This is a genomic window from Streptomyces sp. NPDC059895 (assembly GCF_042731035.1).
In the GTDB taxonomy this organism is placed as follows: Bacteria; Actinomycetota; Actinomycetes; order Streptomycetales; family Streptomycetaceae; genus Streptomyces.
Map to the genome: position 1 here is coordinate 1 of NZ_JBHWKO010000029.1, position 25,070 is coordinate 25,070.

A 25,070-nucleotide genomic window follows, 5' to 3' on the forward strand; every position below is an offset into this window, starting at 1 on the left:
ACTCTCCGTGAATGTTTACCGGTAATCCGGTTGAACACCACGAGAGCGGAACAGTCAGGCGGAATAGGCCCGACCGTTCACAGCGTCCTCGCTGTTTTTTCAAAGGAACCTCATCCTCGGCTATCACTGCCGGGGACGGGGTATCAACATATCTGGCGTTGATTTTTGGCACGCTGTTGAGTTCTCAAGGAACGGACGCTTCCTTTGTACTCACCCGAGAGACTCTCTCGTGGCTTTCCTCCGGGCGCTTCCCTTCGGTCTTGCGTTTCCGACTCTATCAGATCTTTTCTCGATCCGATTTCCTCGGTGCTTTCCAGGTTCCCGCTTTTGTTTCGCGGTTTCCTTTCCGGCGGTTCCGACTTTATCAGAAGTTCCGAGCCGGTCTGACCGGCCACTCATTTCCGATTAATCGGGGGTGGCTTCTGTGGAAGAAGTGTTCCGAGAGGCCTTATAGATCCTAACCTGTTGCCGACCGGACCCTGTCCAGTCCAGGCAACTGTTCGAATCTACCTCCCCACGCGCTCCGTGTCAACGGCTCTTGTGGGGCGAAGAGGAGACTAGCAGCTCGGCAGGGCCCGTCGCACATCACGCGGCCGTCGGCGCCGTGGCGCTCCGCTCCGCGTGGTCGAGGTCGCCCGTGTCCCCGGCACGGACGGCCCTGGCGCCGAGGACGTAGACGTAGGCGAGGAAGGCCAGCTCGGCGGTGATGCCGATGGTGATGCGAGTCCAGGTGGGCAGGCCGGACGGGGTGACGAAGCCTTCGACGGCGCCCGAGACGAAGAGGACCAGGGCGAGGCCGATGGCCATGGCCACGGCGGCTCGGCCCTCTTCCGCCAGGGCCGTGCGCCGCGTGCGGGGGCCCGGGTCGATCAGTGTCCAGCCGAGCCGCAGGCCGGTGCCGGCGGCGACGAAGACCGCGGTGAGTTCGAGGAGGCCGTGCGGGAGGACGAGGCCGAGGAAGGTGTCGAGCCGGCCGGCCGAGGACATCAGGCCGATGCCGATGCCGAGGTTGAGCATGTTCTGGAAGAGGATCCACAGGACCGGCAGGCCGAGGAAGACGCCCAGGACCAGGCACATCGCGGCTGCCTGGGCGTTGTTCGTCCAGACCTGGGCGGCGAAGGAGGTGGCCGGGTGGCTGGAGTAGTAGCTCTCGTACTGGCCACCGGGCCGGGTGAGCTCGCGCAGCTCGGCGGGGGCGGCTATGGAGGACCGCACTTCGGGGTGCGTGCCGATCCACCACCCCAGAAGGGCGGCGACGGCGGTGGAGACGAGCGCGGTCGGGACCCACCAGTGGCGCGTCCGGTACACCGCGGCGGGGAAGCCCCGGGTGAGGAAGCGCGTGGCGTCGTGCCAGGAGGCCTGTCGGGTGCCTGTCACCGTGCTGCGCGCGCGGGCCACCAGATGGCTGAGCCGACCGGTGAGCTGCGGGTCGGGGGCGCTGGACCGGATCAGCGAGAGGTGGGTGGCCGTGCGCTGATAGAGGGTGACGAGTTCGTCGGCCTCGCTGCCGGTGAGGCGGCGCCGGCGCAGGAGGGCGTCGAGGCGGTCCCATTCGGCTCGGTGCGCGGAGACGAAGACGTCGAGGTCCATCGGTGTCCCTGCTCCTCGGCTTCGTGGGCGGCCGGTCGTGTACGTCAGCTTGTCGTACTGCGGTGCGGTGGGTTCTCAGCTTGGCAGACTGGCCGTCGTCGGGGCGGGTCGGGAAGGGCGGCGGGCGTGAGTGAGCTGGTGACGGGTGAGGCGGTCGCGCTGGAGCTGGAGCCTGCCAGGCTGCCCAGCAGGTCCTTGGCCGCGTTGCTGGATCTGACGGTGGCCGTGGCGGGCTACGTCGTCGTGAGCATCGCCCTGGTGGCGGCCACGGCGTCCCTGGACGAGGCCGCGCGGACGGCGGTGTCGATCGCCGCGTTCCTGCTGGTGCTGGTGGGTGGGCCGGTCGCGGTGGAGACGCTCACTCGGGGGCGGTCCCTGGGGAAGCTGGCGTGCGGGTTGCGGGTGGTGAGGGACGACGGCGGGCCGATCCGGTTCCGGCACGCGCTGGTGCGGGGCGCGCTCGGGGTGGTGGAGATCCTGCTGACGGCGGGGGTGGTGGCCTGTGTCGCCTCTCTGGTGTCGGCGCGGGGGCGGCGGCTCGGGGACGTGTTCGCGGGGACGCTGGTGGTGCGGGAGCGGGTGCCGGTGGCGCGAACCGGGTTCCTGCCTCCTCCGCCGCCGTGGCTGGCCGGGAGGTTCTCCGGGCTCGATCTGTCGGCGGTGCCGGACGGTCTGTGGCTGGCCGTCCGGCAGTACCTGGGACGGGTGGAGCAGTTGGATCCGCAGGTGGGCCGGTCGATGGCGGAGCGGCTGGCCGGGGATCTCGCGGCGTGTACGGGGATGCCGGTGCCTCAGGGGGTGCCGTCGGCCGCGTATCTGGCGGCTGTCCTGCACGAGCGGCAGGTGCGGGAGGCGCGGCGGGCGTTCGGGACCGGGGGCGGGAGGGGCGGGGGTGGCATCGGGCCGGGTGTGGTGCCGTCCGGCTCTGGTGGTGGCGGGGTGGCGGCGGAGGCCGCGTCGGCGCCGGGGTCCGGGGCGGGGGGCGGGTCGGCGTCGGGGTCCGGGGCTGGGGGCGGGGTGCCGGCGGCGGAGCGTCCGGCGACTGGATTCGTGCCGCCCGCCTAGGTCTTGCCGCCAGGGGTCAGGGGAAGGTCGACGGGGGTGAGGCGAGGTCTTCCAGCTCGACTCCGGGTGCCGCGAGCACCACGTCCCCGGCGATGTGGACGGTGTGCTGCTCGCCCGTGTCCAGGGCTGTGACCTGGTATGCGTCCACGATCAGGGGGCCGTTGTCAGTGGCGTGTGCTTCTCTTTCGACCAAGGCCCAGGACTGGTCCACGGTGCGCGGGGCGAGGACCGGGTCCGTGAAGGCGACGAGGCGAACGCGGGTTGCGGAGGTGGGAAGGGTGAGACGCAGGAGTCGGGCGGTGGCGACGAGGAAGGCGGGGGAGGTGCCGGTGAAGGCGTGGGCCTGGACGTTGCCTTCCGTGGCGTGGGTGCCGGTGGGGTCGGTGCGGACCCAGGTGACGCCGTCGAGGGCCGCGCCGCGTACCTGCCAGCCGCCCGCGTGGAGTTCGAGTCGGAGAGGGCGGCCCAAGTCGTCGAGGGTGAGGTCCACGGAGCCGCTGTGATCGCCGGTGGGGGTGGTCAGCCGGGAGACGTACCGCCAGCCGGTGGGGCCGGGGGCGCACTGGAAGTGCTCATGGGCGAGGGGGGTGTGATCGTGCGGGTCGTGGAGCGCATAGCGGCCGCGGGGCATCGGGGTCCTGAGGTGTGACGGGCTGGTCCGGGCACCTCGCCGAGGTGCCCGGCGCGGAGACGGCCGGTGCGGCCGGAGACCGAAGGGGCAGGCCCCCGACACGGGGGTGCGGGGGCCTGCCTCGGAGGATCTGTCCGGTGCCGGGGGGCGCGTCGGTACTCGGGTGCGCTCCCCGGCGGTGGGGCTGCGGACTCAGTAGCGGTAGTGGTCCGGCTTGAAGGGGCCCTCGACGTCGACGCCGATGTAGGCGGCCTGCTCGGGGCGGAGCTGGGTGAGCTTGACGCCCAGCGCGTCCAGGTGGAGGCGGGCGACCTTCTCGTCGAGGTGCTTGGGCAGGGTGTAGACGCCGGTCGGGTACTCGTTCGGCTTGGTGAACAGCTCGATCTGGGCCAGCGTCTGGTCCGCGAAGGAGTTGGACATCACGAAGGACGGGTGGCCGGTGGCGTTGCCCAGGTTCAGCAGGCGGCCCTCGGACAGGACGATGATCACCTTGCCGTCGGGGAAGGTCCAGGTGTGGACCTGCGGCTTGACCTCGTCCTTGACGATGCCGGGGACCTTGGCGAGGCCGGCCATGTCGATCTCGTTGTCGAAGTGGCCGATGTTGCCGACGATGGCCTGGTGCTTCATCTTGGCCATGTCCGAGGCCATGATGATGTCCTTGTTGCCGGTCGTGGTGATGAAGATGTCGGCCTTGTCGACGACCTCGTCGAGGGTCGTGACCTGGTAGCCGTCCATCGCGGCCTGGAGGGCGCAGATGGGGTCGATCTCGGTGACGATGACGCGGGCGCCCTGGCCGCGCAGGGACTCGGCGCAGCCCTTGCCGACGTCGCCGTAGCCGCAGACGACGGCGGTCTTGCCGCCGATGAGGACGTCGGTGGCGCGGTTGATGCCGTCGATGAGGGAGTGGCGGCAGCCGTACTTGTTGTCGAACTTCGACTTGGTGACGGCGTCGTTGACGTTGATCGCCGGGAAGAGGAGGACGCCGTCGCGCTGCATCTCGTACAGGCGGTGGACGCCGGTGGTGGTCTCCTCGGTGACGCCGCGGATCTCCGAGGCGAGCTGGGTCCACTTCTGGGAGCCCTCGGTGATGGTGCGGTGCAGGAGTTCGAGGATGACGCGGTGTTCCTCGTTCTCGGCGGTGTCGACGGCGGGGACCTTGCCGTCCTTCTCGTACTCGACGCCCTTGTGGACGAGGAGGGTGGCGTCACCGCCGTCGTCGAGGATCATGTTGGGGCCGCCGGTGGGGCTGTCCGGCCAGGTCAGGGCCTGCTCGGTGCACCACCAGTACTCCTCCAGGGTCTCGCCCTTCCAGGCGAAGACCGGGACGCCCTGGGGGTTGTCCGCGGTGCCGTTCGGGCCGACGGCGATGGCGGCGGCCGCGTGGTCCTGGGTGGAGAAGATGTTGCAGGAGGCCCAGCGGACCTGGGCGCCGAGGGCGACGAGGGTCTCGATGAGGACGGCGGTCTGCACGGTCATGTGCAGGGAGCCGGTGACGCGGGCGCCGGCGAGGGGCTGGGCGGCGGCGTACTCCTTGCGGATCGCCATGAGGCCCGGCATCTCGTGCTCGGCGAGGGTGATCTCCTTGCGGCCGAACGCGGCCAGGGAGAGGTCGGCGACCTTGAAGTCCTGTCGGTTGTCGACAGTCGTCATGGTGAGCTGCTCCTCGGGGTTGGGGCGAGGTGTGGGTACGGCTGGTCTGCGCGGCGGCGGACACAGGGGTGTCCTGCGGGGACGTGGGTGTGCCCGCAGTGCGCGCGGCGCAGTCCGTCGGAGGCCCTCTCTCCCTCGGCCGGTCCGTCGTGGACCGCCCGACCGCCATCAGCAGCGACGTCTGGCTCCCTTCAAAGCTACACGGTGGCCCGGTGGGGCCCCAGTCCAGCTCCGGCGGATCACACCGGCCGTGGGAGGTGAGGGGGTGTGTGGGGGCGGGAAACGCGACGGGGCCCGCCGTGGTCGGCGGGCCCCGTCGGGTGGCTGGGCGGTCAGTGGTCGGCCGGGGTGTGGCTCGGGCCGCCGGGGGTCGCTTCGGGGTCGGCGCCCTTGGTGGCCTCGGTCTCGCTGTAGATGTCGGGCTCGAGGTAGATGACGCGGGCGATGGGGACGGCCTCGCGGATGCGGGTCTCGGCGGCGTCGATGGCGGTGGCGACCTCGGTGGCGGTGTCGTCGTGCCGGACGGCGATCTTGGCGGCGACGAGGAGTTCCTCGGGGCCGAGGTGGAGGGTGCGCATGTGGATGACGCGGGTGACGGTGTCGCCGTCGACGATGGCGGTTTCGATCTTGTGGACGTCCTCCACTCCGGCGGACTCGCCGAGGAGGAGGGACTTGGTCTCGGCGGCGAGGACGAGGGCGATGAGGACCAGCAGCACACCGATGCAGACGGTGCCGACGCCGTCCCAGACGCTGTCGCCGGTGATGATGGCGAGGCCGACGCCGAGCAGGGCGAGGACCAGGCCGACGAGGGCGCCGAGGTCCTCCAGGAGGACGACGGGGAGTTCGGGGGCCTTGGCGCGGCGTACGAACTCCTTCCAGGAGAGGTCGCCGCGCAGCGGGTTGGACTCCTTGATGGCCGTCCGGAAGGAGAAGGACTCGGCGATGATCGCGAAGATCAGGACGCCGACGGGCCAGTACCAGTGCTCCAGCTCGTGCGGGTGCTTGATCTTCTCGTAGCCCTCGTAGATGGCGAACATGCCGCCGACGGAGAAGAGGACGATGGAGACGAGGAAGGCGTAGATGTAGCGTTCGCGGCCGTAGCCGAAGGGGTGTTGGGGGGTGGCCTCGCGCTGGGCCTTCTTGCCGCCGACCAGGAGGAGGGCCTGGTTGCCGGAGTCGGCGAGCGAGTGGACGCCCTCGGCGAGCATCGACGACGAGCCGCTGAAGGCGAACGCCACGAACTTCGCTGCCGCGATCGCGAGGTTGGCGGCGAGTGCCGCCACGATCGCCTTGGTACCGCCTGACGCGCTCATGTGTTCGCGTGGTCCCTTCGTCCTCGGGTGGTCCTGGGGGCGCTCGTGCCCTCGTCGGCTTTGCCCGTCCTTTGCAGTGCGCCATTGTTGCAGCCCGGGCCGTGGTGCGTGTGCCCGGTGGGCGCGGCGGGATGCGTCAGGCGACGACCGTCGCACGGTAGACCGTGCCGGGCCCGGACACTTCGGCTCTTTCGCCCGCGGGGACGAAGACGGAGTGGCCGGGGGTAAGGCCGTGGTCACCCGCGTGGACGGTGCCGGCGGTGCACAGGAGGATCTGCGGGGTCGCGAGGGTGAGGTCGTGGGGGGCGGTGCCCTCGGGCAGGACGTACCGGGAGAGGCGGAACTCGTCGATGGGGGTCTCGTAGACCTCCTCGCCGTCCGGGCCGGCTTCGGGGCGCAGGACGTGGGGGTCGCCGGGTTCGAAGCGGACGATGCGCAGGAGTTCGGGGACGTCGACGTGTTTGGGGGTCAGGCCGCAGCGCAGGACGTTGTCGGAGTTGGCCATGATCTCGACGCCGAGGCCGCTGAGGTAGGCGTGCGGGACGCCGGCGCCGAGGAAGAGGGCTTCGCCGGGCTGGAGGCGGACGTGGTTGAGGAGCATGGCCGCGATGACGCCGGGGTCGCCGGGGTGGTGGTGGGCGATGCCGGCGTAGGGGGCGTGGTCGCCGCCGAGGCGGTCGCAGGCGGCCGCGGCGGCGGTGACGGTGTGGGTCATCTCGTCGGGGTCGGCGGTGAGGATCGCGGTGAGGACCTCGCGCAGGGCCGCCTCTTCGGGGTGGGCGCGCAGGAGGTCGGCGTACGGCTTGAGGGAGTCGACGCCGAGGCCGTCGAGGAGGTCGGCGGCGTGGGTGGGGGCGCGGAAGCCGCAGAGGCCGTCGAACTCGGTGAGGGCGCAGATGAGTTCGGGTTTGTGGTTGGCGTCCTTGTAGTTGCGGTGGGGGGCGTCGGCGGGGACGCCCCGGTGCTCCTCGTCCTCGTAGCCCGCGCGGGCCTGTGCCAGGTCGGGGTGGACCTGGAGGGAGAGGGGGGCGCCGGCGGCGAGGATCTTGAGGAGGAAGGGGAGGCGGGGGCCGAACCGGGTGACGGCGGCCGCGCCGAGTTCCCCGCGCGGGTCGGTCTCGATGACGTCGAGGAGGGTGCCCCGGTCGGTGCGGGAGGGGGCGCCCGGGTGGGCGCCCATCCACATCTCGGCCTGTGGTTCGCCGGTCGGTTCGACGCCGAGGAGGTGCGGGATGGCGGTGGGGGAACCCCAGGCGTAGGGGCGGACGGTGTTGTCGAGGCGGTCCATGCGGTGTCTCTGCCTGCCTGTCTGTCGGTCTGCCGCGGCTGCCGCGCGGGTGGCTGCCGCGGTCGGCTGTGACGGTCCGTCTGTCGCGTGGGCCGGCGCGCCGGTGTTCGTCGCGGCGGCCCGCGAAGGTGCGGACGGTCGGTCGCCAGATCAGGCGCCCGAGGCGAGCGCCAGGTAAACGGCGGCGAAATCCGTGATGGCGATCAGTTCGGCCAGGGTGACGAGTTCGTCGCCGGGCTCCGGTTCGAGCTCGCTGATCGGCGTGTCGTGGCTGAGGGCGAGGTCGCGGGCGGCGGGGGCGGCGGTGAGTCCGCCGATCGGGCGGTCGCGCAGCAGCACCACGCGCGCGTGCAGGGCGGGCGGTTCCTCGACGCGGTCGCGGAAGAAGTCGTCCGGGTCGGCGCTGGCGGCGAGGGGGCCGGCGAGCAGGGTGCTGTGGGCGGCGAGGGCCTCGGGGAGTTCGGCGACGACGGCGGGGCGGCCGGAGAGTTCGGCGAGCGCGGCGGCGAAGCGGCGGCCGGCGGGGCCGGCGGAGTCGCCCTCGGTCCAGACGACGGGGAGGGCGTCGGCGAGTTCGGCGGCCAGGGTCTTGGCGGGGTTGCTGTAGGTCGCGATGGCGGGGCCGCAGCGCTCGGCGATGTGGTCGAGGCGGTCGGCGACCTTCTCCAGCGCGTCCGGCGGGGCGGAGAGCAGGGCGATCCGGTCGAGGAGCGCGAGGAGCGGGGTGAACAGGGCCCACAGGACGCCCGGGGCGGACGCGGCGACGGGGGGCTGCTCGTCCTGTTCGTACGGCGCGGTCGCCATCGGTACGAACAGGCCGTGGGCGCCGGCCACGGCCTCGGTGAGCGGGGAGCGGGCGGGTGCGACGGCGGCGACGGTGCAGCCGCGCCGGTAGGCCTGCTCGGCGAGGAGGGAGAGTCCGGGTTCGGTGCCGTCGGGGGTGGCGATGAGGAGGAGGTCGACGGAGCCGACCCAGCCGGGGAGTTCCCAGCGCAGGGCGCCCGCGGCGGGGGCCACGCCGGTGGGGGCGAGGCGGGTGACCGGGCAGGAGGCGCCGGCGAGGGTGCCGAGGAGGTCGGCGACGCAGGTGGCGGCCGCTCCGGGGCCGGCGATGAGGATCGCGCGCGGGCGGCCGTCCGGTTCGAGCTGGTGGACGCCGGCCTCGGTGGCGTGCCGGGCGGCGGTGCGGACACGGGCGCCGGCCTCGGCAGCTCCGCGCAGGAGGGCCCGGTGGTCTGCCTCGGCCAGGGCCTCCGGCGTGTCGAGCAGCGATTCGTCGAGCATGGCGTCAGTTCTCCGATCGCCGGGTCGTCGTCGTTGTGCGGGCGCCGGGGGGCGGGGGTGGGGTGGCCGCCGTTACGCGGGGCGGCGGGCCTCGTCGACGAGGAGGACGGGGATGCCGTCGCGGACGGGGTACGCCAGGCCGCAGCCCTGTCCGGTGCAGATCAGCTCGGTGTCCTGCTCCTCGAGGGGGGCGTGGCAGGCCGGGCAGGCGAGGATCTCCAGGAGGCCGGCTTCGAGCGGCATGGGATGTCCTTCCGGGTGGGTCGGTGCCGTGGTGGCGGGTGCGGGGGGTGCGGATGTGCCTGGTCAGCGTACCGCCGGCGGGGGTGGGGTGGCGGGGTGGTCGCGGAGGGTTTCACTCCTGGCTCCCTTGCCCGTTCTGCCCCGGGGCACGCCCCTCGCACGCCCCTCGCCGCTCCGGTGAGGTCCCGGCCGCTTCGGCGCCGGTGGGTACCGGCCGGTCAGGCGGACGGGGGCCTTCGGCTCACCGGGCGCGCGAGTCGCCGGCCGCTTCGGCTGCGCGGGCTGGGGGCCGCCTCGGCTGCCCGAGTCGCCGGCCGCCTCAGCTGCACGAGCTGGGGACCGCTTCGGCCTCCGGTCCGCCTCGGCCCCGTGGGTCAGGGCCGCTTCGGCCCCGGGCGCCCTGGGGCGGCTCGGCCTCAGGAGAGAGGTCGTCGGCCGGCTGGGCGCCCGGGAGCCCGTGAGCCCCAGGCCGCCTCGGCGCCTGTGCGCCCGCCGCCGCCTCAGCGTCCGGCGTTCGCCGCCCGGTGACCGGCGGACGGTGGCCGCGTCCGTGGCGACCGCGCGCTCCGGCCGCCTCAGCCCCGGATGATCCCCAGCACCTCGTCCCGGATCTTCCTCATCGTCGCCTCCTCGCGGGCCTCCGCGTTGAGGCGGAGGAGGGGCTCGGTGTTGGAGGGGCGGACGTTGAACCACCACTGCCCGGAGGAGACGGTGAGGCCGTCGAGTTCGTCGAGGGTGACGTCCTCGCGGGTGCCGTAGGCGGCCTTGATCGCGGCGATGCTGGCGGACTGGTCGGCGACGGTGGAGTTGATCTCGCCGGAGCCCGAGTAGCGGTCGTACTGGGCGACCAGGGAGGACAGGGGGGCGTCCTGGCCGCCGAGGGCCGCGAGGACGTGGAGGGCGGCCAGCATGCCGGTGTCGGCGTTCCAGAAGTCCTTGAAGTAGTAGTGGGCGGAGTGCTCGCCGCCGAAGATCGCGCCGGTGCGGGCCATCTCGGCCTTGATGAAGGAGTGGCCGACGCGGGTGCGGACGGGGATGCCGCCGTTCTCCTCGACCACCTCGGGGACGGTCCAGGAGGTGATCAGGTTGTGGATGACCGTGCCCCGGCCGCCGTGGCGGGCGAGTTCGCGGGCGGCGACGAGGGCGGTGATCGCGGACGGGGAGACGGGCTCGCCCTGTTCGTCGACGACGAAGCAGCGGTCGGCGTCGCCGTCGAAGGCGAGGCCGAGGTCGGCTCCCTCCTCGCGGACCCGCTTCTGGAGGTCGACGAGGTTGGCCGGGTCGAGGGGGTTGGCCTCGTGGTTGGGGAAGGTGCCGTCGAGTTCGAAGTAGAGGGGGACGAGCGTCAGGGGCAGGCCGGCGAAGACGGTGGGGACGGTGTGGCCGCCCATGCCGTTGCCCGCGTCGACGACGACCTTCAGGGGGCGGATGGCGGTGAGGTCGACGAGGGAGCGAAGGTGCGCCGCGTAGTCGTCCAACGTCTCGGCCCGGGTGACGGTTCCCGGAGTCGGGGCCGGTTCGGGGGCGCCCGACCGCGTCCACTCCTCGACCAGGTCGCGGATCTCCGCCAGGCCCGTGTCCTGGCCGACCGGGGCGGCGCCCGCGCGGCACAGCTTGATGCCGTTGTACTGGGCGGGGTTGTGGGAGGCCGTGAACATGGCGCCCGGGAGGTTCAGCGCGCCGGAGGCGTAGTACAGCTGGTCCGTGGAGCACAGGCCGATCTCGGTGACGTCGACGCCGCGGGCCGCCGCGCCGCGGGCGAAGGCTCGGGTCAGGCCGGGCGACGAGGGCCGCATGTCGTGGCCGACGACGACGGCACCGGCGCCGGTGACGCGGGCGAAGGCCGCCCCGAACAGCTCGGCCAGGGACTCGTCCCACTGGTCCGGGACCAGCCCGCGTACGTCGTACGCCTTCACGATCTGCGACAGATCAGCAGCCACGGCCAAACCTTCCTGAAAGTCCTGTGAGTCACCACAAACTACCCGGAGCGACCGACAGCCCGCTGTGGGTCGGCCGTGTCCGACCCACAGACGTAACGAGGACGGCTCCTTCCCGGCGGAGCGGACCTCTCTCGCAGGTCATGGCGGGGCTACGGAAGCATCCAGTCCAGTACGGGTGAGCTCTGGCCGACGACGACGAGGCACATCGCCAGCAGCAGGCCGAGGCTCCAGGGCAGCACCTTGCGCAGCAGGTCGCCCTCGCGGCCGGCGAGTCCGACGGCGGCGCAGGCGATGGTGAGGTTCTGCGGGGAGATCATCTTGCCGAGCACGCCGCCGGAGCTGTTGGCGGCGGCGAGGAGTTCGGGCGAGAGGCCCGACTCGCGGGCGGCGGTGACCTGGAGGGCGCCGAAGAGCGCGTTGGCGGAGGTGTCGGAGCCGGAGACGGCGACGCCGAACCAGCCGAGGACGGGCGACAGGAAGGCGAGTCCGGCGCCGGCCGCCGCCACGAAGTGCCCGATCGTCGCGGCCTGTCCGGACAGGTTCATGACGTAGGCGAGGGCCAGGACGGACGTCACGGTGAGGATGGCGAACCGCAGTTCGCGCACGGTCGCGGCCCACTCCTTGGCCGCCACGCGCGCGTGGACGCCGAGAACGGCCGCCGTGCCGATGCCTGCGAGCAGCACGAGCGTGCCGCCCGTGGCGACGATCGGCCAGGTGAAGAGGTTGGCGCCGACGGGACGGCCGTCGGGGTCCACGACGTCGAGGAACGGCCAGTCGTACGTCCGCGTCGCGCGGGCGAGGCGGTCCTTGACGGCCGGGATCTGCGCGACGGAGAAGATCGTGACGATGAGCGCGTAGGGGACGTAGGCGCGGACGACCTCCCGGCGGGGGTCCCGCTCGTCCAGTTCCTCGCTGCGCGCTCCCGTCAGCACGGACGCGCGGACCGCCTCGGGCGCGGGCACGCGCGCGTGGGGTACGGCGACCAGGGCGCCCGCGCCCGCGAGGGCGGCGCCGATGTCGGCTAGCTGGGCGGAGACGTGGTTGGAGGCGGCGAACTGGGCGACGGCGAAGGCCGTGCCGCAGGCGAGGGCGGGCAGCCATGTCTCGCGCAGGCCGCGCCGGCCGTCGACCAGGCCGACCAGGACGAGCGGCACGACGAGGGCGAGCAGCGGCGTCTGACGGCCCACCACCGAGGCGACGGTGTCCAGGGGCAGGCCGGTGACCTGGGCCAGGGTCACCACCGGGGTGCCCATGGCGCCGAAGGCGACCGGCGCGGTGTTGGCGACGAGGGAGACGACGGCCGCGCGGACCGGGTCGAAGCCGAGGGCGACGAGCATGACCGAGCAGATGGCGACCGGGGCGCCGAAGCCGGCGAGCGCCTCCAGCAGGGCGCCGAAGCAGAAGGCGACGACGAGGGCCTGGATGCGCGGGTCGTCGGAGAGCCTGCCGAAGGAGCGGCGCAGGACGTCGAAGTGCCGGGTGCGGACGGTCATCCGGTAGACCCACAGGGCGTTGACGACGATCCACAGGATGGGGAAGAGGCCGAACGCGGCGCCCTGGGCGGCGCTGGAGAGCGTCTGGGCGACCGGCATGCCGTAGGCGAGGCAGGCGACCAGAACGGCCGTCAGAAGGCCTGCTGGACCGGCCAGATGGGCCTTCATGCGGACGCCGCCGAGCAGTATCAGGACGAGGACGAGGGGCGTGGCCGCCACGAGGGCGGACAGGCCGAGCGAGCCGGCGACGGGTTGCAGTTCCTGGACGTACACGGGCGCCCCCGATTCCGTCATGCGGAAAGCGATGTCTCGTTCTGCGACTGAACGGAATGGTCGCGTCCGCGCCGACGGCGCGTCAATGGCTGTGCGTCAGTCCGTGCGGCCGGCCGTCAGTTGTCCGGGGAGCGCAGCACGCGCAGGTGGCCGCGGCGGGCGACCTCCATCGGGTCCGCCCCGCGTCCCCCGCCGCCGGCTCCGGCGGCGCGCTCCTGCGGGCGGGCCGCCTCGCGGACGGCGTTGGCAAGCGCTTCCAGATCGTCGCCGCTGGGGCGTGCCGGAGCCGAACCGTCGAGGAGCCGGACGACCTCCCAGCCGCGCGGCGCGGTGAGCCGCTCGGAGTGCTCGGCGCACAGGTCGTAGCAGTGGGGTTCGGCGTAGGTCGCGAGCGGGCCGAGGACCGCGGTCGAGTCGGCGTAGACGTACGTCAGCGTCGCGACGGCGGGTCGGCCGCAGGCGGTGCGCGAACAGCGACGTACAGGGCTCACGACGTTGGACGGTACCGCACTCTTGAGCGGGCCGCGACGACTCTCCACCAGGTCACTCCACCGTGTCGTGTTGTGAAACGCCCCACAGGCCACTCCAGTCATACCTCGCTGACCTGCGCGAACGCCAGTCCTCACGGCGAGGAAGGCCTTCCGATCCTGTCGCTGCCCGGTACAAACACCATCAATTGCCATGAGTTCGCCGGTCTCGGAGAGATGCGGAATCGAGCCCAACCTTGGCTGGAATGGTCATCCCGCGACATGCCGTGCGCGGCGGCCGGACGGCGTACGGGGTGCTGCGTGGGGCCGGGCGGCCGGGCGCGGCGGGGACTACGCTTCGGTAGTGATGGACAGTCCCGTACCGCCCCGTGCCACAGGCCCCGGGCCCCGCCGCCGTGATCGCCACGGCCGGGGCATGCGGGGGCCGATCGCGCCCCCTCAGGTGCCGCTGGCCGCGAGCCGCGCCGACCTGTTCGCGGACCTGGTGCAGGACTCCGTGGAGCGGCTGGAGCGGCGGTGGCCGCAGCTCGCCGACATCGACTTCCTGGTGCTGGAGGTGCCCCGGCTGGACGGGGCCGCGGGCCCGTGGAACGACGAGGCGGTGCCGCTGGGCGGGGCGGTCCCGGCGCGCGAGGGGCGCCCGGCGCGGGTGGTCGTCTACCGGCGGCCCGTCGAGATCCGCACCAAGGGGCGCGACGAGCGGGCCGCGCTGGTCCACGAGATCGTCGTGGAGCAGGTGGCGGAGCTGCTGGGGCTGACCCCGGAGACGGTGGACCCCCGGTACGGGGAGGACTGAGCGTCCGCCGGCCGGGCCGTCCGGCCCCGGCCGGACGGTGTGCGTCCGGCCTGCCGCCGGAGAACGGCCCCCGCCCGAGGCGCCGTCACTCCTGCAGCACCGTCAGGTCCTCGTCCGCCTCCGGTACCGCCACCGTCCCCCGGTCGTCGGGGAGGGTCTGGACCGTGAAGCCGGGCAGTCCGTCCACCGACTCGGTCAGGGTGCGCGCGGCGTGGACGGGGGTGTCGGTGAGGGGTTCCACGGTCAGGGCGAAGGTGCCCTTCAGGCCGGCGGGGACGGGGATCTCGACGTCCTGGGTGGTGCCGGACTTGACCGTGTACGTCTTGGAGGCCGCCGTTCCGCCGCCGGTGCCGGCGGAGGCGGTGACCTTCACCTTGGCGGTGCCCTTCGGCGCGGTCAGGGAGAGCGTGGTGCCCTTGGCGGTGTTGTCGACGGCGGACGCGCGCGTGCCGACGGCAGCCGCGGCCGGGATGAAGGCCGACTCCTGCTTCTCGCCCTCGCCGCGGACGACCCGGACGGCCGCGACGACCGGCACCGACCCGCCGGTGGGCGTCAGGACCAGCGAGCCGGGCTCGCCGCGCGTGATGTCGCCGAGGTCGACGGCGGTCGTCATGCCCCCCTTGATGTGCAGCGTCTCGTGTCCGGCGGGGGTGATCAGGCCGGAGCCGGAGGCCAGTTGGACCTTCAGGTCGGCGTCGGCGTCGCCCGGCACGAAGGCGACCAGGCGGACGGCCGAGGCGTCCTTGGGGATGCCGGGCACGACCAGGCTGCCCGCCGGGTCGGTGGACGCGGCCAGCCAGTCGCCGCCGAGCTTGTCGTCCAGGGCCTGTACGGCGGCCCCGACGCGGCCGCTGCGGACGTTGACGTGGACGGTGAGGTCGTCCTGCTTCTCGTCGGTGAGCGTGGACAGCAGGATCGGCTCGCTGGACCGGGCCGGGATCGTCAGCCCCTCCCCCACCGTGGTCGTCACGGCGCCGTCCTTGCCGTAGAGCTCGATGTCGGCGACGGCGGCGGAGTCGTCCGGGTTGGTGAGGTACACGTAGTCCGTGCGGTCGGCGGCCGTGCTGACGGCCGGGAACCAGAACTCGGTGTCGGGTGCGGTGCAGGTGACGCCGAGCAGGCCGCGGCCGGTGCCGGCGGAGACCTGCGTGGTCTCCTGGAGCGTCCAGCCCGGTGCGAACTTCCCCTCGGCGGTGCCCAGGAGCGCGGGCGCGTCGCCGCCGGAGAGCTCGGCGGTGACGGGCGTGCCGGGGGCCTTGGGGGTGAGGACCGGCTTGTCGGCGGTCTTCTCCTCGTCGTCCGCGGCGCTGTCGTCGTCCGTCGCGCTGTCGTCGTCCGTCGCGCTGTCGTCGTCCGTCGCGCTGTCGTCGGCGGCTGCGCTGTCGTCGGCGGCGGATTCCGTGGTGGCGGAGAGGAGTTCGGCGGTGCCGTCGCCGTCCGTGCCCTCGGTGACGGGGGTGAAGGACGTGTACGTCGTCTCCGCGAGGTCGGAGGTGCTGGGCTGCGGGCACAGCAGGCTGGTGCGCTCCACGGGCAGCACGGCGGCCGCCTTGGCGGTGTCCGCGGCGGGGGCGGCCGGCTCGGTGAGCGTGGCCAGGCCGGTGACGGCGGCGAGCGCGGCCGTGCCGGCGATCAGGGACAGGGTGGTGCGGTTCACTGCTGGCTCCCGTCGGGGCGCTCACTGCCGGTGCCGTGGGGGTGCTGGGCCGGGTCGTAGGCGGGGTCGTAGCCGCCCTGGCCGTACGACGCCGGGTCGTAGCCCTGCTGGTAGCTCTGGTCGTACGCCCCCTGGGCCTGGCCGTCGTAGGCGTACGGGTCGTACTGGCCGGCCTGGTAGGGGTCGTAGGACTGCTGGTCGTAGGTGCCCGGCGGGTACTGCTGCCCGGTGCCCTGGTACTGCTGCTCGCCGGCCGGGGCGCCGTACTCGGCGCCCGCGTAGCCCGGGGTGTCCCACGCGGCCTCGGCGGGGGTCTGCTGCGCCGGCACCGTGACCGGGGTCTCCTCCCGCTCGGACGGGGTGTCCTCGTCCTGGGCGGATTCCTCGGTCTCGGCCTGGGCGCGCAGCCGGCGGGCCCGGCGGCCCTCCCCGGTGGCCTGGGCGGGCACGAGCTGCTCCTCGGGCAGGTCGTCGTCGATGTCGCGGCGGCGGCCGGGCAGGGCGAGGACGACGAGGACCAGGGCGAGGAAGCCCTGCGCCCACAACCAGAGGGTGTGGGTCATCGGGTCGTCGTAGGTGACGTCGAGCCGGCCGCCGGAGGCGGGCAGTTCGAAGCCCTGGGCCCAGCCGTCGACGGTGGTGCGGGTGAGCGGCTCGCCGTCGAGGGTGGCCGTCCAGCCGTCGGCGGCGGCGTCGGCCAGGCGCAGGACGCGTCCGTCGGAGCCGTCGGGGATCGTGGTGTGGATCTCGACCGGGCCGGCGGCGACGGCGGTCGGGGTGCCCTTGCCGGAGGCCGTGACGAGGGCCGCGCGGGAGACCTCCTGGTCCACCCGCCACAGGGCGCTGCCGTCCTGCTCGCTGAGCCGGGACAGGCCGGGCGTGGCGTCGAGGACGCGGGTGACCTCGCGCGGCGCGCCCTTGTGGACGAGGACGTAGCGCACGGCGAACTTGCCGAGCTGGTCGGCCTGGTCGGCGCCGGAGCCGGCGACGAGGTTGGCGACGACCTTGTCGAGCGTGGCGTTCTCCCCGTCGGCGGCGGCGAGTTCGGCGTCGCCGAGGCGGGCGCCGGAGCCGCGGACCAGCATGTAGCCGACGTGGGCGGTGGAGTCGCTGTCGAGGACGAGGGTGCGCGCCTGGTCGCGGGTGCCGCTCTCCTCGGCGACGAACGCGGGCACCTGGACGGGGTCGCGGCGCTCCAGCGGCCCGTCGGCGCCGCCGATCACCCAGCCGGCGGCGACGAGCAGCGGGCCCGCGGCGGCGGCGAAGGCGATGAGGGCGGCGACCGGCTGGCGCCAGCCGAAGCTCTGCTCGGCGACCCGCGCGCGTGCGCCGTCGGCACCGATGACGGCGGCGGCCAGCAGCGCGAGACCGTAGACGAGGGTGGCGGGGCCGGCCCAGGCGGAGCTGTTGGACAGGACCGCGAAGACGAGACCCACCAGGGCGGCGGCCCAGGCGGCCCGGACGCCCGACTGGCGCTCCGAGCGCAGCAGGGCGGCGAGCGCTGCGAGGACGACGCCGATGAGCATCAGCCCGTCGACCGTGCCGGGCCCGCCGGGGCTGGCGCCTAGCAGGTCGGTCGCGGTGGCCGCCGAGGGGCCGTACTCCAGGCCGGCCTCGGTGAAGAAGCCGAACGGCAGCAGGGTCAGCGACCAGGGGGCGAGGACCAGCAGGGGGGTGCCGAGCTGGGCGAGGAAGCGCGGTCCGTAGGCGGTGATGTCGGTGCGGCGCACGGCCAGGACGGCGAGACCGAGGACCAGGGCGATGGGCCACACGATCGGCGTGAACGCGGTGGTGACCGTCAGCAGCAGCGCGTACGCCCAGGTGGCGCGCCAGCTGCCGCGCGCCCCGGAGGAGTGGGCCAGTCCGCTCGCGGCGACGCCCGCGCGCGCGATGAGCGGCAGCAGGACCGCGAGGACGGCGGTGCCGAGGCGGCCGCCGGCGAGGGCGCCGGTGGCGGCGGGCAGGAAGGCGTAGCCGACGGCGGCCCAGGCGCGCAGGAGGCGGGACTCCACGAGGGGACGGGAGGCAAAGTAGGCGGTGAGGCCGGCCAGTGGCACCGAGCAGACGAGCAGGACGGTGACGGCGAGTCCGGCGGAGCCGAACAGCAGGGAGGCCAGCAGTGCCACGACGGCGAGGTAGGGCGGGGCGGACGGGGTGCCGCCGGCGCCGACCGGGTGCCAGGCGTCCAGGTAGCGCGACCAGAGCTCGGAGGCGTCGGCGGGCGCGGGCAGCAGGGCGCCGCCCGTGAGCGCGCCGGTGCCCAGGAGGTTGCGGCAGGCGGCCAGGGAGACGAGCAGCAGCACCAGGAAGAGCACCGGGCCGGGCTTGCGGGCGATGCGCTTGAGGCGGGCGAACTGCTCGATCTCCAGGAAGTCGGCGTCGTCGCCGCCGGGTCCGGACTCGACGGCGCCGCCGTGCCGGCCGGCGCCGGTGGTGGTCTCGGCGTCGGAGGCGCCGAGGAGGTTGCCGGCGACCTGCTCGACGGTGGCCCGCACGGTCGCGCCCGGCGGCGGGAACAGGGGGCGCAGCTCTTCCTTGTCGGCCTGCGAGCGGCCGCGCCGGCGTCGCCCGGCGACGATGCGCTCGGGCCGCAGCAGGGTGCCCAGCAGGCCGCGGATCTCGTCGACGGCCTGTCCGGGGACCTTCCCGACGAGGTAGAAGACGGTGCGCAGGAACGTGCCGAGGACCAGGCGGACCAGGATCCAGGGCAGCAGGGACGTACGGCTGTTGACGAGGAGGGTGTAGACGGCGCCGGCCTTGTCGACCTTGTGGGGGGAGGCCGTGGTGCGGCCCGCGCAGTCGACGGCGCGCCGCTCCCGGGAGGCGGCCTCGGCGTGCCGTACGACGGCGTCGGGGGCGACGAGGACGCGGTGGCCGGCGGCGTGCGCGCGCCAGCACAGGTCGACGTCGTCGCGCATGAGGGGCAGGCGCCGGTCGAAGCCGCCGAGTTCCTCGAAGACGTCGCGGCGGATCAGCATGCCCGCGGTGGACACGGACAGCACCGGGCGGACGTGGTCGTGCTGGCCCTGGTCCTGTTCCCGGCGGTCCAGGCCGGTCCAGCGGCGGCCGGAGTGGGCGATGGTGACGCCGACCTCGAGGAGCTGGCGACGGTCGTACCAGCCGCGGAGCTTGGGGCCGACGACGGCCACGTCGTCGCGGCCGAGTTCGAGTTCGTTGTCCACGACGCGCAGCAGTTCGGCCAGGGCGTCGGGTTCGGGGGCGCAGTCGTCGTGCAGCAGCCACAGCCACTGGACGGGTTCGCCGTGCGGGAGCTCGGGCAGGTCGTAGGCGTCGTCGCGCCAGGTGCGCGTGACGGGGTCCCAGCCGCTGGGGCGCTTGAGGTACGGCAGTTCCTCGGGGGTGAGGTGGGGGGCCGTGCGGTGGGCTTCCTCGACGGCCTGGCCGAATCCGGTGCGCCGGGCGAGGTGCAGGACGCGGTCGGCGCCGAGGGCGTCGGTGACGAGCTGGGCGGAGTCGTCCGCGCTGCCGGTGTCGGCGGCCATGACGGACTGGACGGGGCGTTCCTGGCCGAGCAGGCCGGCGAGCGCGTCGGGCAGCCAGCGGGCGCCGTCGTGGGAGACGAGCACCGCGGTCACGACATGACGCGGGAACTCAGGTGTGGCAGTGGCCTCTTGGGCTGCCGTATGGCTGTGCACGGACATCGAGGTACGGGCCCCGGTTCGGTGGACTGTGGTGGACGCCTGCGCCGTGTGGGGGCGGCGGGGTGTCTCGGACGAGCGACCACACTATCGGCTGGGCATGACCGCGGCCCGCCGCCTGTGGATAACCCACCTGCGACGGGCCGTTCGTGACGTCGTGCTGTCGTGGAAGGGCGGTTTTCGGACAGCCGCCTTCTTCAGCCTTCAGACAGCCGCCTTCTTCAGCCTTCAGACAGCCGCCTTCTTCAGCCTTCAGACAGCCGCCTTCTTCAGCCTTCAGACAGCCGCCTTCTTCAGCCGGCGCCGTTCCCGTTCGGAGAGGCCGCCCCAGATGCCGAAGCGTTCGTCGTTGGCGAGGGCGTATTCCAGGCACTCGGAGCGGACCTCGCAGGCGAGGCAGACCTTCTTGGCCTCCCGGGTGGAGCCGCCCTTCTCGGGGAAGAAGGACTCGGGGTCGGTCTGGGCGCACAGTGCGCGCTCCTGCCAGCCGAGTTCCTCACCCGCGTCGTCGACCAGCAGTTGCTGCACCAGCTCGGTCATGTGCGCCCCTCGCTCTGTCTTTCGCGTCCCCGTGACGTGGCCGTTTACCGATCACGGCTGAACGACACGAGTGAAATTACAAGTGTGCTGCTCCGGGCGAGTCAAGCCGGGATCTGCTATTGGGCCCCTTATTCACTCTGCGGAACCAAGGCCGTGCAGTAAGTGTTCAAATCGCCATAAACCTTGACACGCAGATGGGGCCCCCGAGGGCCCTCGATCCCGCACACACCCGTACGAGAAAGGACGCTCACAGGTTCGATCCCGTTCCGACGCGCGAGCGGAAGCGAACCGGGTCACAGTCGGATCCCGGCATCGCCGCGAGGCCCGCGCGCCCGGCTTGGACGCCATGTGTCCCGGTGAGGGCATGCACAAACCTTTCGCCTCACAGATGGACCGGAAGAGGTGAACCGGTCCCACATGCCGACTCTCGAGTTGACACCGCAGGTGTAAACCGGTGTCCTTGTGGGCATGCTCGCGAACTTGGCACTCACCTCGACCCGCACCGCCGGGTCCCACGGTGCTGCCCGCGCTCGTTGTAGCTGTTGCTGTTCCAGCTGTTGAGCCCGACGCGCTCCGGCTGACACCGGGCCGACCGCGGCCCGCCGCCCGTTCCCGCGCCCGGACCCGGGCATCCCTCCCGCCCGCGACCCGGGCGGACGGTACGCGACACCCCCGCTCGTCTCGTCTCCCGCCGAGGAACCACCGCACCCATGAACAGCGACAGCGACCTCCAGATCGCCGGCGACATCCTCGAGGTCCCGCACCTCCTCCAGCCTCCGCGTGAGCACCCGGCCACCGTCGCCGAGTTCGTCGGCCTGGCCCGCTCCCTCGCCGCCGACCGCTCCCGGTGGGAGCACCTCGTCCGCTACGACGCGACCACCCGCTGGTACCACCGGCTGAGCACCGGCCCCGGCTACGAGGTGTGGTTGCTGTCCTGGGTGCCCGGACAGGGCAGCGGGCTGCACGACCACGGCCGCTCCTCCGGGGTGCTCACCGTCCTGGGCGGCACGCTGACCGAGCGCACCGACCGCGGCGAGCGGGTGCTGGCGACGGGGGCGCAGCGGGTGTTCGCCCCGGGCTACGTGCACGAGGTCGTCAACGACGCGCTGGAGCCCGCGGTCAGCCTGCACGTGTACTTCCCGGGCCTGACCGAGATGCCCATGCACACCGCCCCGCACTGCGACGGACGCGCCGGGGGGCACGCCGGGACGCGTGCCGTGACGGCCTGAGAGGGACCGGCCCGGCACGCGGCGGTCGTGCGCGCGGCCGTCCGACACGCGGCCGCCCGGCACACGAGCGCCCGGCACGCGGCCGTCCGGCAGGCGGCCGTCCGGCAGGCGGCCGTTCAGCACAGAGAGCGCGCGGCACGCGGGCGCCCGGCACGCGGCGTACCCGACCTCACGACGTGCCCGCCGTCACCCGGCCGCCGCCCGTACGACGTGCCGCCCGTCACCAGGCCCCGCCCCTCACCGGGCCGGCGGGCCGGCTGACACACTGTTTCCATGCGCATTGTGGTTCTGGCAGGCGGCATCGGCGGTGCCCGGTTCCTGCGTGGTCTGAAGCGGGCCGTGCCGGACGCGGACGTCACGGTCATCGGCAACACCGGGGACGACATCCACCTCTTCGGGCTGAAGGTCTGCCCCGACCTCGACACGGTGATGTACACGCTGGGCGGCGGCATCAACGAGGAGCAGGGCTGGGGGCGGGCCGACGAGACCTTCCACCTGAAGGAGGAGCTCGCGGCGTACGGCGTCGGGCCCGAGTGGTTCGGGCTGGGCGACCGGGACTTCGCCACCCACATCGTGCGGACGCAGATGATCGGCGCGGGATACCCGCTGAGCGCGGTGACCGAGGCGCTGTGCGACCGGTGGAAGCCGGGCGTGCGGCTGATCCCCATGACGGACGACCGGGTCGAGACGCACGTCGCGGTCCGGGTGGACGGCGAACGCAAGGCGGTCCACTTCCAGGAGTACTGGGTCCGGCTGCGGGCGTCGGTGCCGGCCGAGGCGATCGTGCCGGTCGGCGCCGAGCAGTCGAAGCCGGCGCCGGGCGTCCTGGAGGCGATCGCGCAGGCGGACGTGGTGCTGTTCCCGCCGTCGAACCCGGTCGTCTCCGTCGGCACCATCCTCGCCGTGCCCGGGATCCGGGAGGCGATCGCCGACGCCGGGGTGCCGGTGGTCGGCCTGTCCCCCATCGTCGGGGACGCGCCCGTGCGCGGCATGGCCGACAAGGTGCTCGCGGCGGTCGGCGTGGAGTCCACGGCCGCGGCGGTCGCCGAGCACTACGGTTCGGGGCTCCTGGACGGCTGGCTCGTGGACACCGTCGACGCGGGCGCGGTGGAGCGGGTCGAGGCCGCCGGGATCCGCTGCCGGGCCGTACCGCTGATGATGACCGACGTGGACGCCGCCGCGCAGATGGCCCGGGAGGCGCTGGCGCTGGCGGAGGAGGTGCGGGGGGCGTGAGCGACGCGGAGGGGAACGGTTACCGGGTCTGGCCCGTGCCGGGTCTGCCCGAGGTGCGGGCCGGCGACGACCTCGCCAAGCTGATCGCCGCCGCCGAGCCGGGGCTCGCCGACGGGGACGTCCTGCTGGTCACCTCGAAGATCGTGTCCAAGGCGGAGGGCCGCGTCGTACGGGCGGACGACCGGGAGGCCGCGATCGACGCCGAGACCGTCCGGGTCGTCGCCCGGCGCGGAACCCTGCGGATCGTCGAGAACCGGCTGGGCCTGGTGATGGCGGCCGCCGGCGTGGACGCCTCCAACACGCCCGCCGGGACGGTGCTGCTGCTGCCGGAGGACCCGGACGGCTCCGCGCGCGCGATCCGCGACGGGCTGCGCGCCGCCCTCGGCGTCGACGTGGGGGTCGTCGTCACCGACACCTTCGGACGCCCCTGGCGCGCGGGGCTCACGGACATGGCGATCGGCGCCGCCGGCGTCCGCGTCCTGGACGACCTGCGCGGCGGCACGGACGCGTACGGCAATCCGCTCGGCGCCACCGTCGTGGCGACCGCCGACGAGCTGGCCGCCGCCGGCGACCTGGTCAAGGGCAAGGCGGCCGGGCTGCCGGTCGCCGTCGTGCGCGGACTGCCGCACGTGGTGGCCGACGGCGACGGGGACGGCGCGCGGGCGATGGTGCGCGGCGCGCGCGACGACATGTTCCGGCTCGGTACGTCCGAGGCGGTCCGGCTGGCCGTCACCCAGCGGCGGACGGTGCGCTCCTTCACGGACGAGCCCGTGGACCCCGGCGCGGTACGGCGGGCCGTGGCCGCGGCCGTCACCGCGCCGGCGCCGCACCACACCACACCGTGGCGGTTCGTACTGCTGGAGTCGGAGGGGGCGCGGGTCCGGCTGCTGGACGCGATGCGGGACGCCTGGATCGCGGATCTGCGGCGGGACGGCAGGAGCGAGGAGTCCGTCGCCCGCCGGGTGCGCCGCGGGGACGTCCTGCGGCACGCGCCGTACCTGGTGGTCCCCTGCCTGGTGACGGACGGGTCGCACACCTACGGGGACACCCGGCGGGACGCGGCCGAGCGCGAGATGTTCGTGGTCGCCGCCGGGGCCGGTGTGCAGAACTTCCTGGTCGCGCTGGCCGGGGAGCGGCTGGGCTCGGCGTGGGTGTCGTCGACCATGTTCTGCCGGGACGTGGTGCGGGAGGTGCTGGAGCTGCCGCGGGAGTGGGATCCGATGGGCGCGGTCGCGGTCGGCCATCCGGCGGAGGAGCCGAAGGCCCGGGCGGAGCGGGACGCGGGGGCGTTCATCGAGGTGCGGTGAAGCACGCGGGGGCTGTGTCGTTGTTCTGATGCGCCTGCTCGCCGTTCTGACGCGTGACGCGCCTGCTCGCCGTTCTGACGCGTGACGCGCCTGCTCGCCGTTCTGACGCGCGTGCCCGCCGCCGTGTGCGCCTACCCTCGTAGGGTCGCTTCCGCTTCTCCTCCGCTGCCCCAGGACGTCACCCGTGTCAGGACGATTCGCTCCCCGGCCCACCCGTACGACCGTGCGCGGGGGCCAGGTCGTCGTGTCCGCGGGGGTGCCGCGGCAGGCGGGTTCCGGGGCGGGGCGGGTGCGGACCTGGGAGCCCGGGGGGCCGCTCGACCTCGGGCTGGTGCTGGGGCCGCTTGGGCGCGGGCCGGGCGATCCGACGTTCCGGGCGATGCCCGACGGGTCGGTGTGGCGGGCCAGCCGGACGCCCGCCGGGCCGGGCACCCTGCGGCTCACCGCGGCGCCCGGGGACGGTGCGGTGCGCGGGGAGGCCTGGGGGCCCGGCGCGGAGTGGCTGCTGGAGCAGCTTCCGGAGCTGCTCGGGGCCTCTGACGACCCCGCCGCCTTCGTGCCCCGGCACCGGGTGGTGGCGACGGCGCGGCACCGGCGGCCGGGGCTGCGGCTGACGCGGACGGGGCTGGTGCTGGAGTCGTTGATCCCGTCGGTCCTGGAGCAGAAGGTCACCGCCGTCGAGGCGTACCGGGCGTGGCGGCTGCTGGTGCGCGGGTTCGGGGAACCGGCGCCGGGGCCGGCGGGCGGGCGGCTGTGGGTGATGCCGGCGCCCCGGGCCTGGGCGCTGATCCCGTCGTGGGAGTGGCATCGGGCCGGGGTCGACGACAAGCGGGCGTCGACGATCCTGCGGGCAGTGCGGGTCGCGGGGCGGCTGGAGGAGACCGTCGGCATGGAGGCGGCGGCCGCGCGGGCACGGCTGGAGGTCGTACCGGGGATCGGGCCGTGGACGTCGGCGGAGACGGTGCAGCGCAGTCACGGCGCGCCGGACGAGGTGACCGTGGGGGATCTGCATCTGCCGGGGATCGTGGGGTGGGCGCTGGCCGGGGACCGGTCGGCGGACGACTCGGTGATGCTGGAGCTGCTGGAGCCGTACGCGGGGCAGCGGCACCGGGCGGCTCGGCTGATCCTGCTGAGCGGGCGGGTGCCGCCCCGGCGGGCGCCGCGGATGCCGGTGGGGGACATCGGGCGGTGGTGAGGGGTGCGGGGTGCGGGAGCGTGGTGCGGGAGCGGGGTGCGGGAGCGGGGTGCGGGAGCGGGGTGCGGGAGCGGGGTGCGGGAGCGGGGTGCGGGAGCGGGGTGGGCGTCGAGGGTGTTTCGCCCCCGCCGCCCCTTCCCGTCCCGTCCCCGGGGGCTCCGCCCCCGGACCCCCGTTTCGGCCCTGGACGGGCCTC

The 25,070-nt window shown here is 73.6% G+C and carries 19 protein-coding genes; 6 read left to right on the plus strand and 13 right to left on the minus strand.

Annotation, left to right across the window (positions count from 1 at the left end; genetic code table 11):
• Window positions 1–585: 585 nt before the first annotated feature.
• A complete protein-coding gene (locus tag ACFV9M_RS27675) occupies window positions 586–1,590 on the minus strand; it encodes a stage II sporulation protein M (RefSeq protein WP_385077291.1) in 1,005 nt (334 codons plus the stop codon).
• 126 nt (window positions 1,591–1,716) lie between these two features.
• Between ACFV9M_RS27675 and ACFV9M_RS27680 the strand changes: the two genes are divergently transcribed.
• A complete protein-coding gene (locus ACFV9M_RS27680) occupies window positions 1,717–2,655 on the plus strand; it encodes an RDD family protein (protein ID WP_385077294.1) in 939 nt (312 codons plus the stop codon).
• A gap of 16 nt (window positions 2,656–2,671) precedes the next feature.
• Here the strand turns inward: ACFV9M_RS27680 and ACFV9M_RS27685 are convergent, their stop codons facing one another.
• From ACFV9M_RS27685 to ACFV9M_RS27725, 9 genes are all read right to left on the minus strand, one after another.
• On the minus strand, window positions 2,672–3,286 hold the full coding sequence (locus ACFV9M_RS27685; protein WP_385077296.1) for a hypothetical protein: 615 nt from the start codon (window positions 3,284–3,286) through the stop codon (window positions 2,672–2,674).
• Between the two features lie 192 nt (window positions 3,287–3,478).
• Window positions 3,479–4,936 (minus strand): adenosylhomocysteinase, encoded by a 1,458-nt coding sequence (ahcY, locus tag ACFV9M_RS27690; RefSeq protein ID WP_385077299.1) that lies wholly within the window; start codon window positions 4,934–4,936, stop codon window positions 3,479–3,481.
• A 332-nt stretch (window positions 4,937–5,268) separates the two neighbouring features.
• Window positions 5,269–6,249, minus strand: coding sequence for a cation diffusion facilitator family transporter (locus ACFV9M_RS27695; RefSeq protein ID WP_385077302.1), 981 nt, complete (start codon window positions 6,247–6,249; stop codon window positions 5,269–5,271).
• A 136-nt stretch (window positions 6,250–6,385) separates the two neighbouring features.
• Window positions 6,386–7,537, minus strand: a complete 1,152-nt coding sequence (manA, locus tag ACFV9M_RS27700; protein WP_385077305.1) for a mannose-6-phosphate isomerase, class I — start codon at window positions 7,535–7,537, stop codon at window positions 6,386–6,388.
• 150 nt (window positions 7,538–7,687) lie between these two features.
• Window positions 7,688–8,821, minus strand: coding sequence for an SIS domain-containing protein (locus ACFV9M_RS27705; RefSeq protein WP_385077308.1), 1,134 nt, complete (start codon window positions 8,819–8,821; stop codon window positions 7,688–7,690).
• A 72-nt stretch (window positions 8,822–8,893) separates the two neighbouring features.
• Complete coding sequence (locus tag ACFV9M_RS27710; RefSeq protein WP_385077311.1) at window positions 8,894–9,064, minus strand: Trm112 family protein; 171 nt, start codon at window positions 9,062–9,064, stop codon at window positions 8,894–8,896.
• A gap of 575 nt (window positions 9,065–9,639) precedes the next feature.
• Window positions 9,640–11,004, minus strand: coding sequence for a phosphomannomutase/phosphoglucomutase (locus ACFV9M_RS27715; RefSeq protein WP_385077314.1), 1,365 nt, complete (start codon window positions 11,002–11,004; stop codon window positions 9,640–9,642).
• A gap of 149 nt (window positions 11,005–11,153) precedes the next feature.
• The gene (locus tag ACFV9M_RS27720; protein WP_385077329.1) at window positions 11,154–12,770 is read right to left on the minus strand and encodes an L-lactate permease; all 1,617 of its coding nucleotides are present in this window, start codon (window positions 12,768–12,770) and stop codon (window positions 11,154–11,156) included.
• Between the two features lie 116 nt (window positions 12,771–12,886).
• The gene (locus ACFV9M_RS27725; RefSeq protein ID WP_187826098.1) at window positions 12,887–13,309 is read right to left on the minus strand and encodes a DUF3499 domain-containing protein; all 423 of its coding nucleotides are present in this window, start codon (window positions 13,307–13,309) and stop codon (window positions 12,887–12,889) included.
• A 295-nt stretch (window positions 13,310–13,604) separates the two neighbouring features.
• On the opposite strand from ACFV9M_RS27725, the gene ACFV9M_RS27730 reads away from it, so the two are divergent.
• Window positions 13,605–14,054 (plus strand): metallopeptidase family protein, encoded by a 450-nt coding sequence (locus ACFV9M_RS27730; protein WP_385077332.1) that lies wholly within the window; start codon window positions 13,605–13,607, stop codon window positions 14,052–14,054.
• An 85-nt stretch (window positions 14,055–14,139) separates the two neighbouring features.
• On the opposite strand, the gene ACFV9M_RS27735 is transcribed toward ACFV9M_RS27730, so the two are convergent.
• The 3 genes from ACFV9M_RS27735 to ACFV9M_RS27745 all read right to left on the minus strand — a co-directional run bounded on the left by ACFV9M_RS27735 (window position 14,140) and on the right by ACFV9M_RS27745 (window position 19,910).
• Window positions 14,140–15,711 (minus strand): DUF5719 family protein, encoded by a 1,572-nt coding sequence (locus tag ACFV9M_RS27735; RefSeq protein WP_385077315.1) that lies wholly within the window; start codon window positions 15,709–15,711, stop codon window positions 14,140–14,142.
• Entirely contained in the window at window positions 15,708–19,373 is a 3,666-nt protein-coding gene (locus ACFV9M_RS27740) for a glycosyltransferase (protein WP_385077318.1), read from the minus strand. Before ACFV9M_RS27740 ends, ACFV9M_RS27735 begins: the two co-directional genes overlap by 4 nt.
• A 273-nt stretch (window positions 19,374–19,646) precedes the next feature.
• Entirely contained in the window at window positions 19,647–19,910 is a 264-nt protein-coding gene (locus ACFV9M_RS27745) for a WhiB family transcriptional regulator (RefSeq protein WP_030792866.1), read from the minus strand.
• A 710-nt stretch (window positions 19,911–20,620) separates the two neighbouring features.
• On the opposite strand from ACFV9M_RS27745, the gene ACFV9M_RS27750 reads away from it, so the two are divergent.
• The 4 genes from ACFV9M_RS27750 to ACFV9M_RS27765 all read left to right on the plus strand — a co-directional run bounded on the left by ACFV9M_RS27750 (window position 20,621) and on the right by ACFV9M_RS27765 (window position 24,874).
• Window positions 20,621–21,139 (plus strand): cysteine dioxygenase, encoded by a 519-nt coding sequence (locus ACFV9M_RS27750; RefSeq protein WP_385077320.1) that lies wholly within the window; start codon window positions 20,621–20,623, stop codon window positions 21,137–21,139.
• A gap of 273 nt (window positions 21,140–21,412) precedes the next feature.
• Window positions 21,413–22,372, plus strand: a complete 960-nt coding sequence (cofD, locus tag ACFV9M_RS27755) for a 2-phospho-L-lactate transferase (protein WP_385077322.1) — start codon at window positions 21,413–21,415, stop codon at window positions 22,370–22,372.
• On the plus strand, window positions 22,369–23,679 hold the full coding sequence (locus ACFV9M_RS27760) for a coenzyme F420-0:L-glutamate ligase (RefSeq protein WP_385077325.1): 1,311 nt from the start codon (window positions 22,369–22,371) through the stop codon (window positions 23,677–23,679). Before cofD ends, ACFV9M_RS27760 begins: the two co-directional genes overlap by 4 nt.
• A 184-nt stretch (window positions 23,680–23,863) precedes the next feature.
• Window positions 23,864–24,874: a DNA-3-methyladenine glycosylase family protein gene (locus ACFV9M_RS27765; protein WP_385077327.1), complete on the plus strand. Its 1,011-nt coding sequence runs from the start codon at window positions 23,864–23,866 to the stop codon at window positions 24,872–24,874.
• Window positions 24,875–25,070: the final 196 nt, after the last annotated feature.

Bases quoted from the DNA above. Each gene is read 5' to 3' on its own strand.
- ACFV9M_RS27675 (WP_385077291.1), bottom strand. From the start codon at position 1,590: ATGGACCTCGACGTCTTCGTCTCCGCGCACCGAGCCGAATGGGACCGC.
- ACFV9M_RS27685 (WP_385077296.1), bottom strand. From the start codon at position 3,286: ATGCCCCGCGGCCGCTATGCGCTCCACGACCCGCACGATCACACCCCC.
- ahcY (WP_385077299.1), bottom strand. From the start codon at position 4,936: ATGACGACTGTCGACAACCGACAGGACTTCAAGGTCGCCGACCTCTCC.
- ACFV9M_RS27695 (WP_385077302.1), bottom strand. From the start codon at position 6,249: ATGAGCGCGTCAGGCGGTACCAAGGCGATCGTGGCGGCACTCGCCGCC.
- manA (WP_385077305.1), bottom strand. From the start codon at position 7,537: ATGGACCGCCTCGACAACACCGTCCGCCCCTACGCCTGGGGTTCCCCC.
- ACFV9M_RS27705 (WP_385077308.1), bottom strand. From the start codon at position 8,821: ATGCTCGACGAATCGCTGCTCGACACGCCGGAGGCCCTGGCCGAGGCA.
- ACFV9M_RS27710 (WP_385077311.1), bottom strand. From the start codon at position 9,064: ATGCCGCTCGAAGCCGGCCTCCTGGAGATCCTCGCCTGCCCGGCCTGC.
- ACFV9M_RS27730 (WP_385077332.1), top strand. From the start codon at position 13,605: ATGGACAGTCCCGTACCGCCCCGTGCCACAGGCCCCGGGCCCCGCCGC.
- ACFV9M_RS27740 (WP_385077318.1), bottom strand. From the start codon at position 19,373: ATGTCCGTGCACAGCCATACGGCAGCCCAAGAGGCCACTGCCACACCT.
- ACFV9M_RS27745 (WP_030792866.1), bottom strand. From the start codon at position 19,910: ATGACCGAGCTGGTGCAGCAACTGCTGGTCGACGACGCGGGTGAGGAA.
- ACFV9M_RS27750 (WP_385077320.1), top strand. From the start codon at position 20,621: ATGAACAGCGACAGCGACCTCCAGATCGCCGGCGACATCCTCGAGGTC.
- cofD (WP_385077322.1), top strand. From the start codon at position 21,413: ATGCGCATTGTGGTTCTGGCAGGCGGCATCGGCGGTGCCCGGTTCCTG.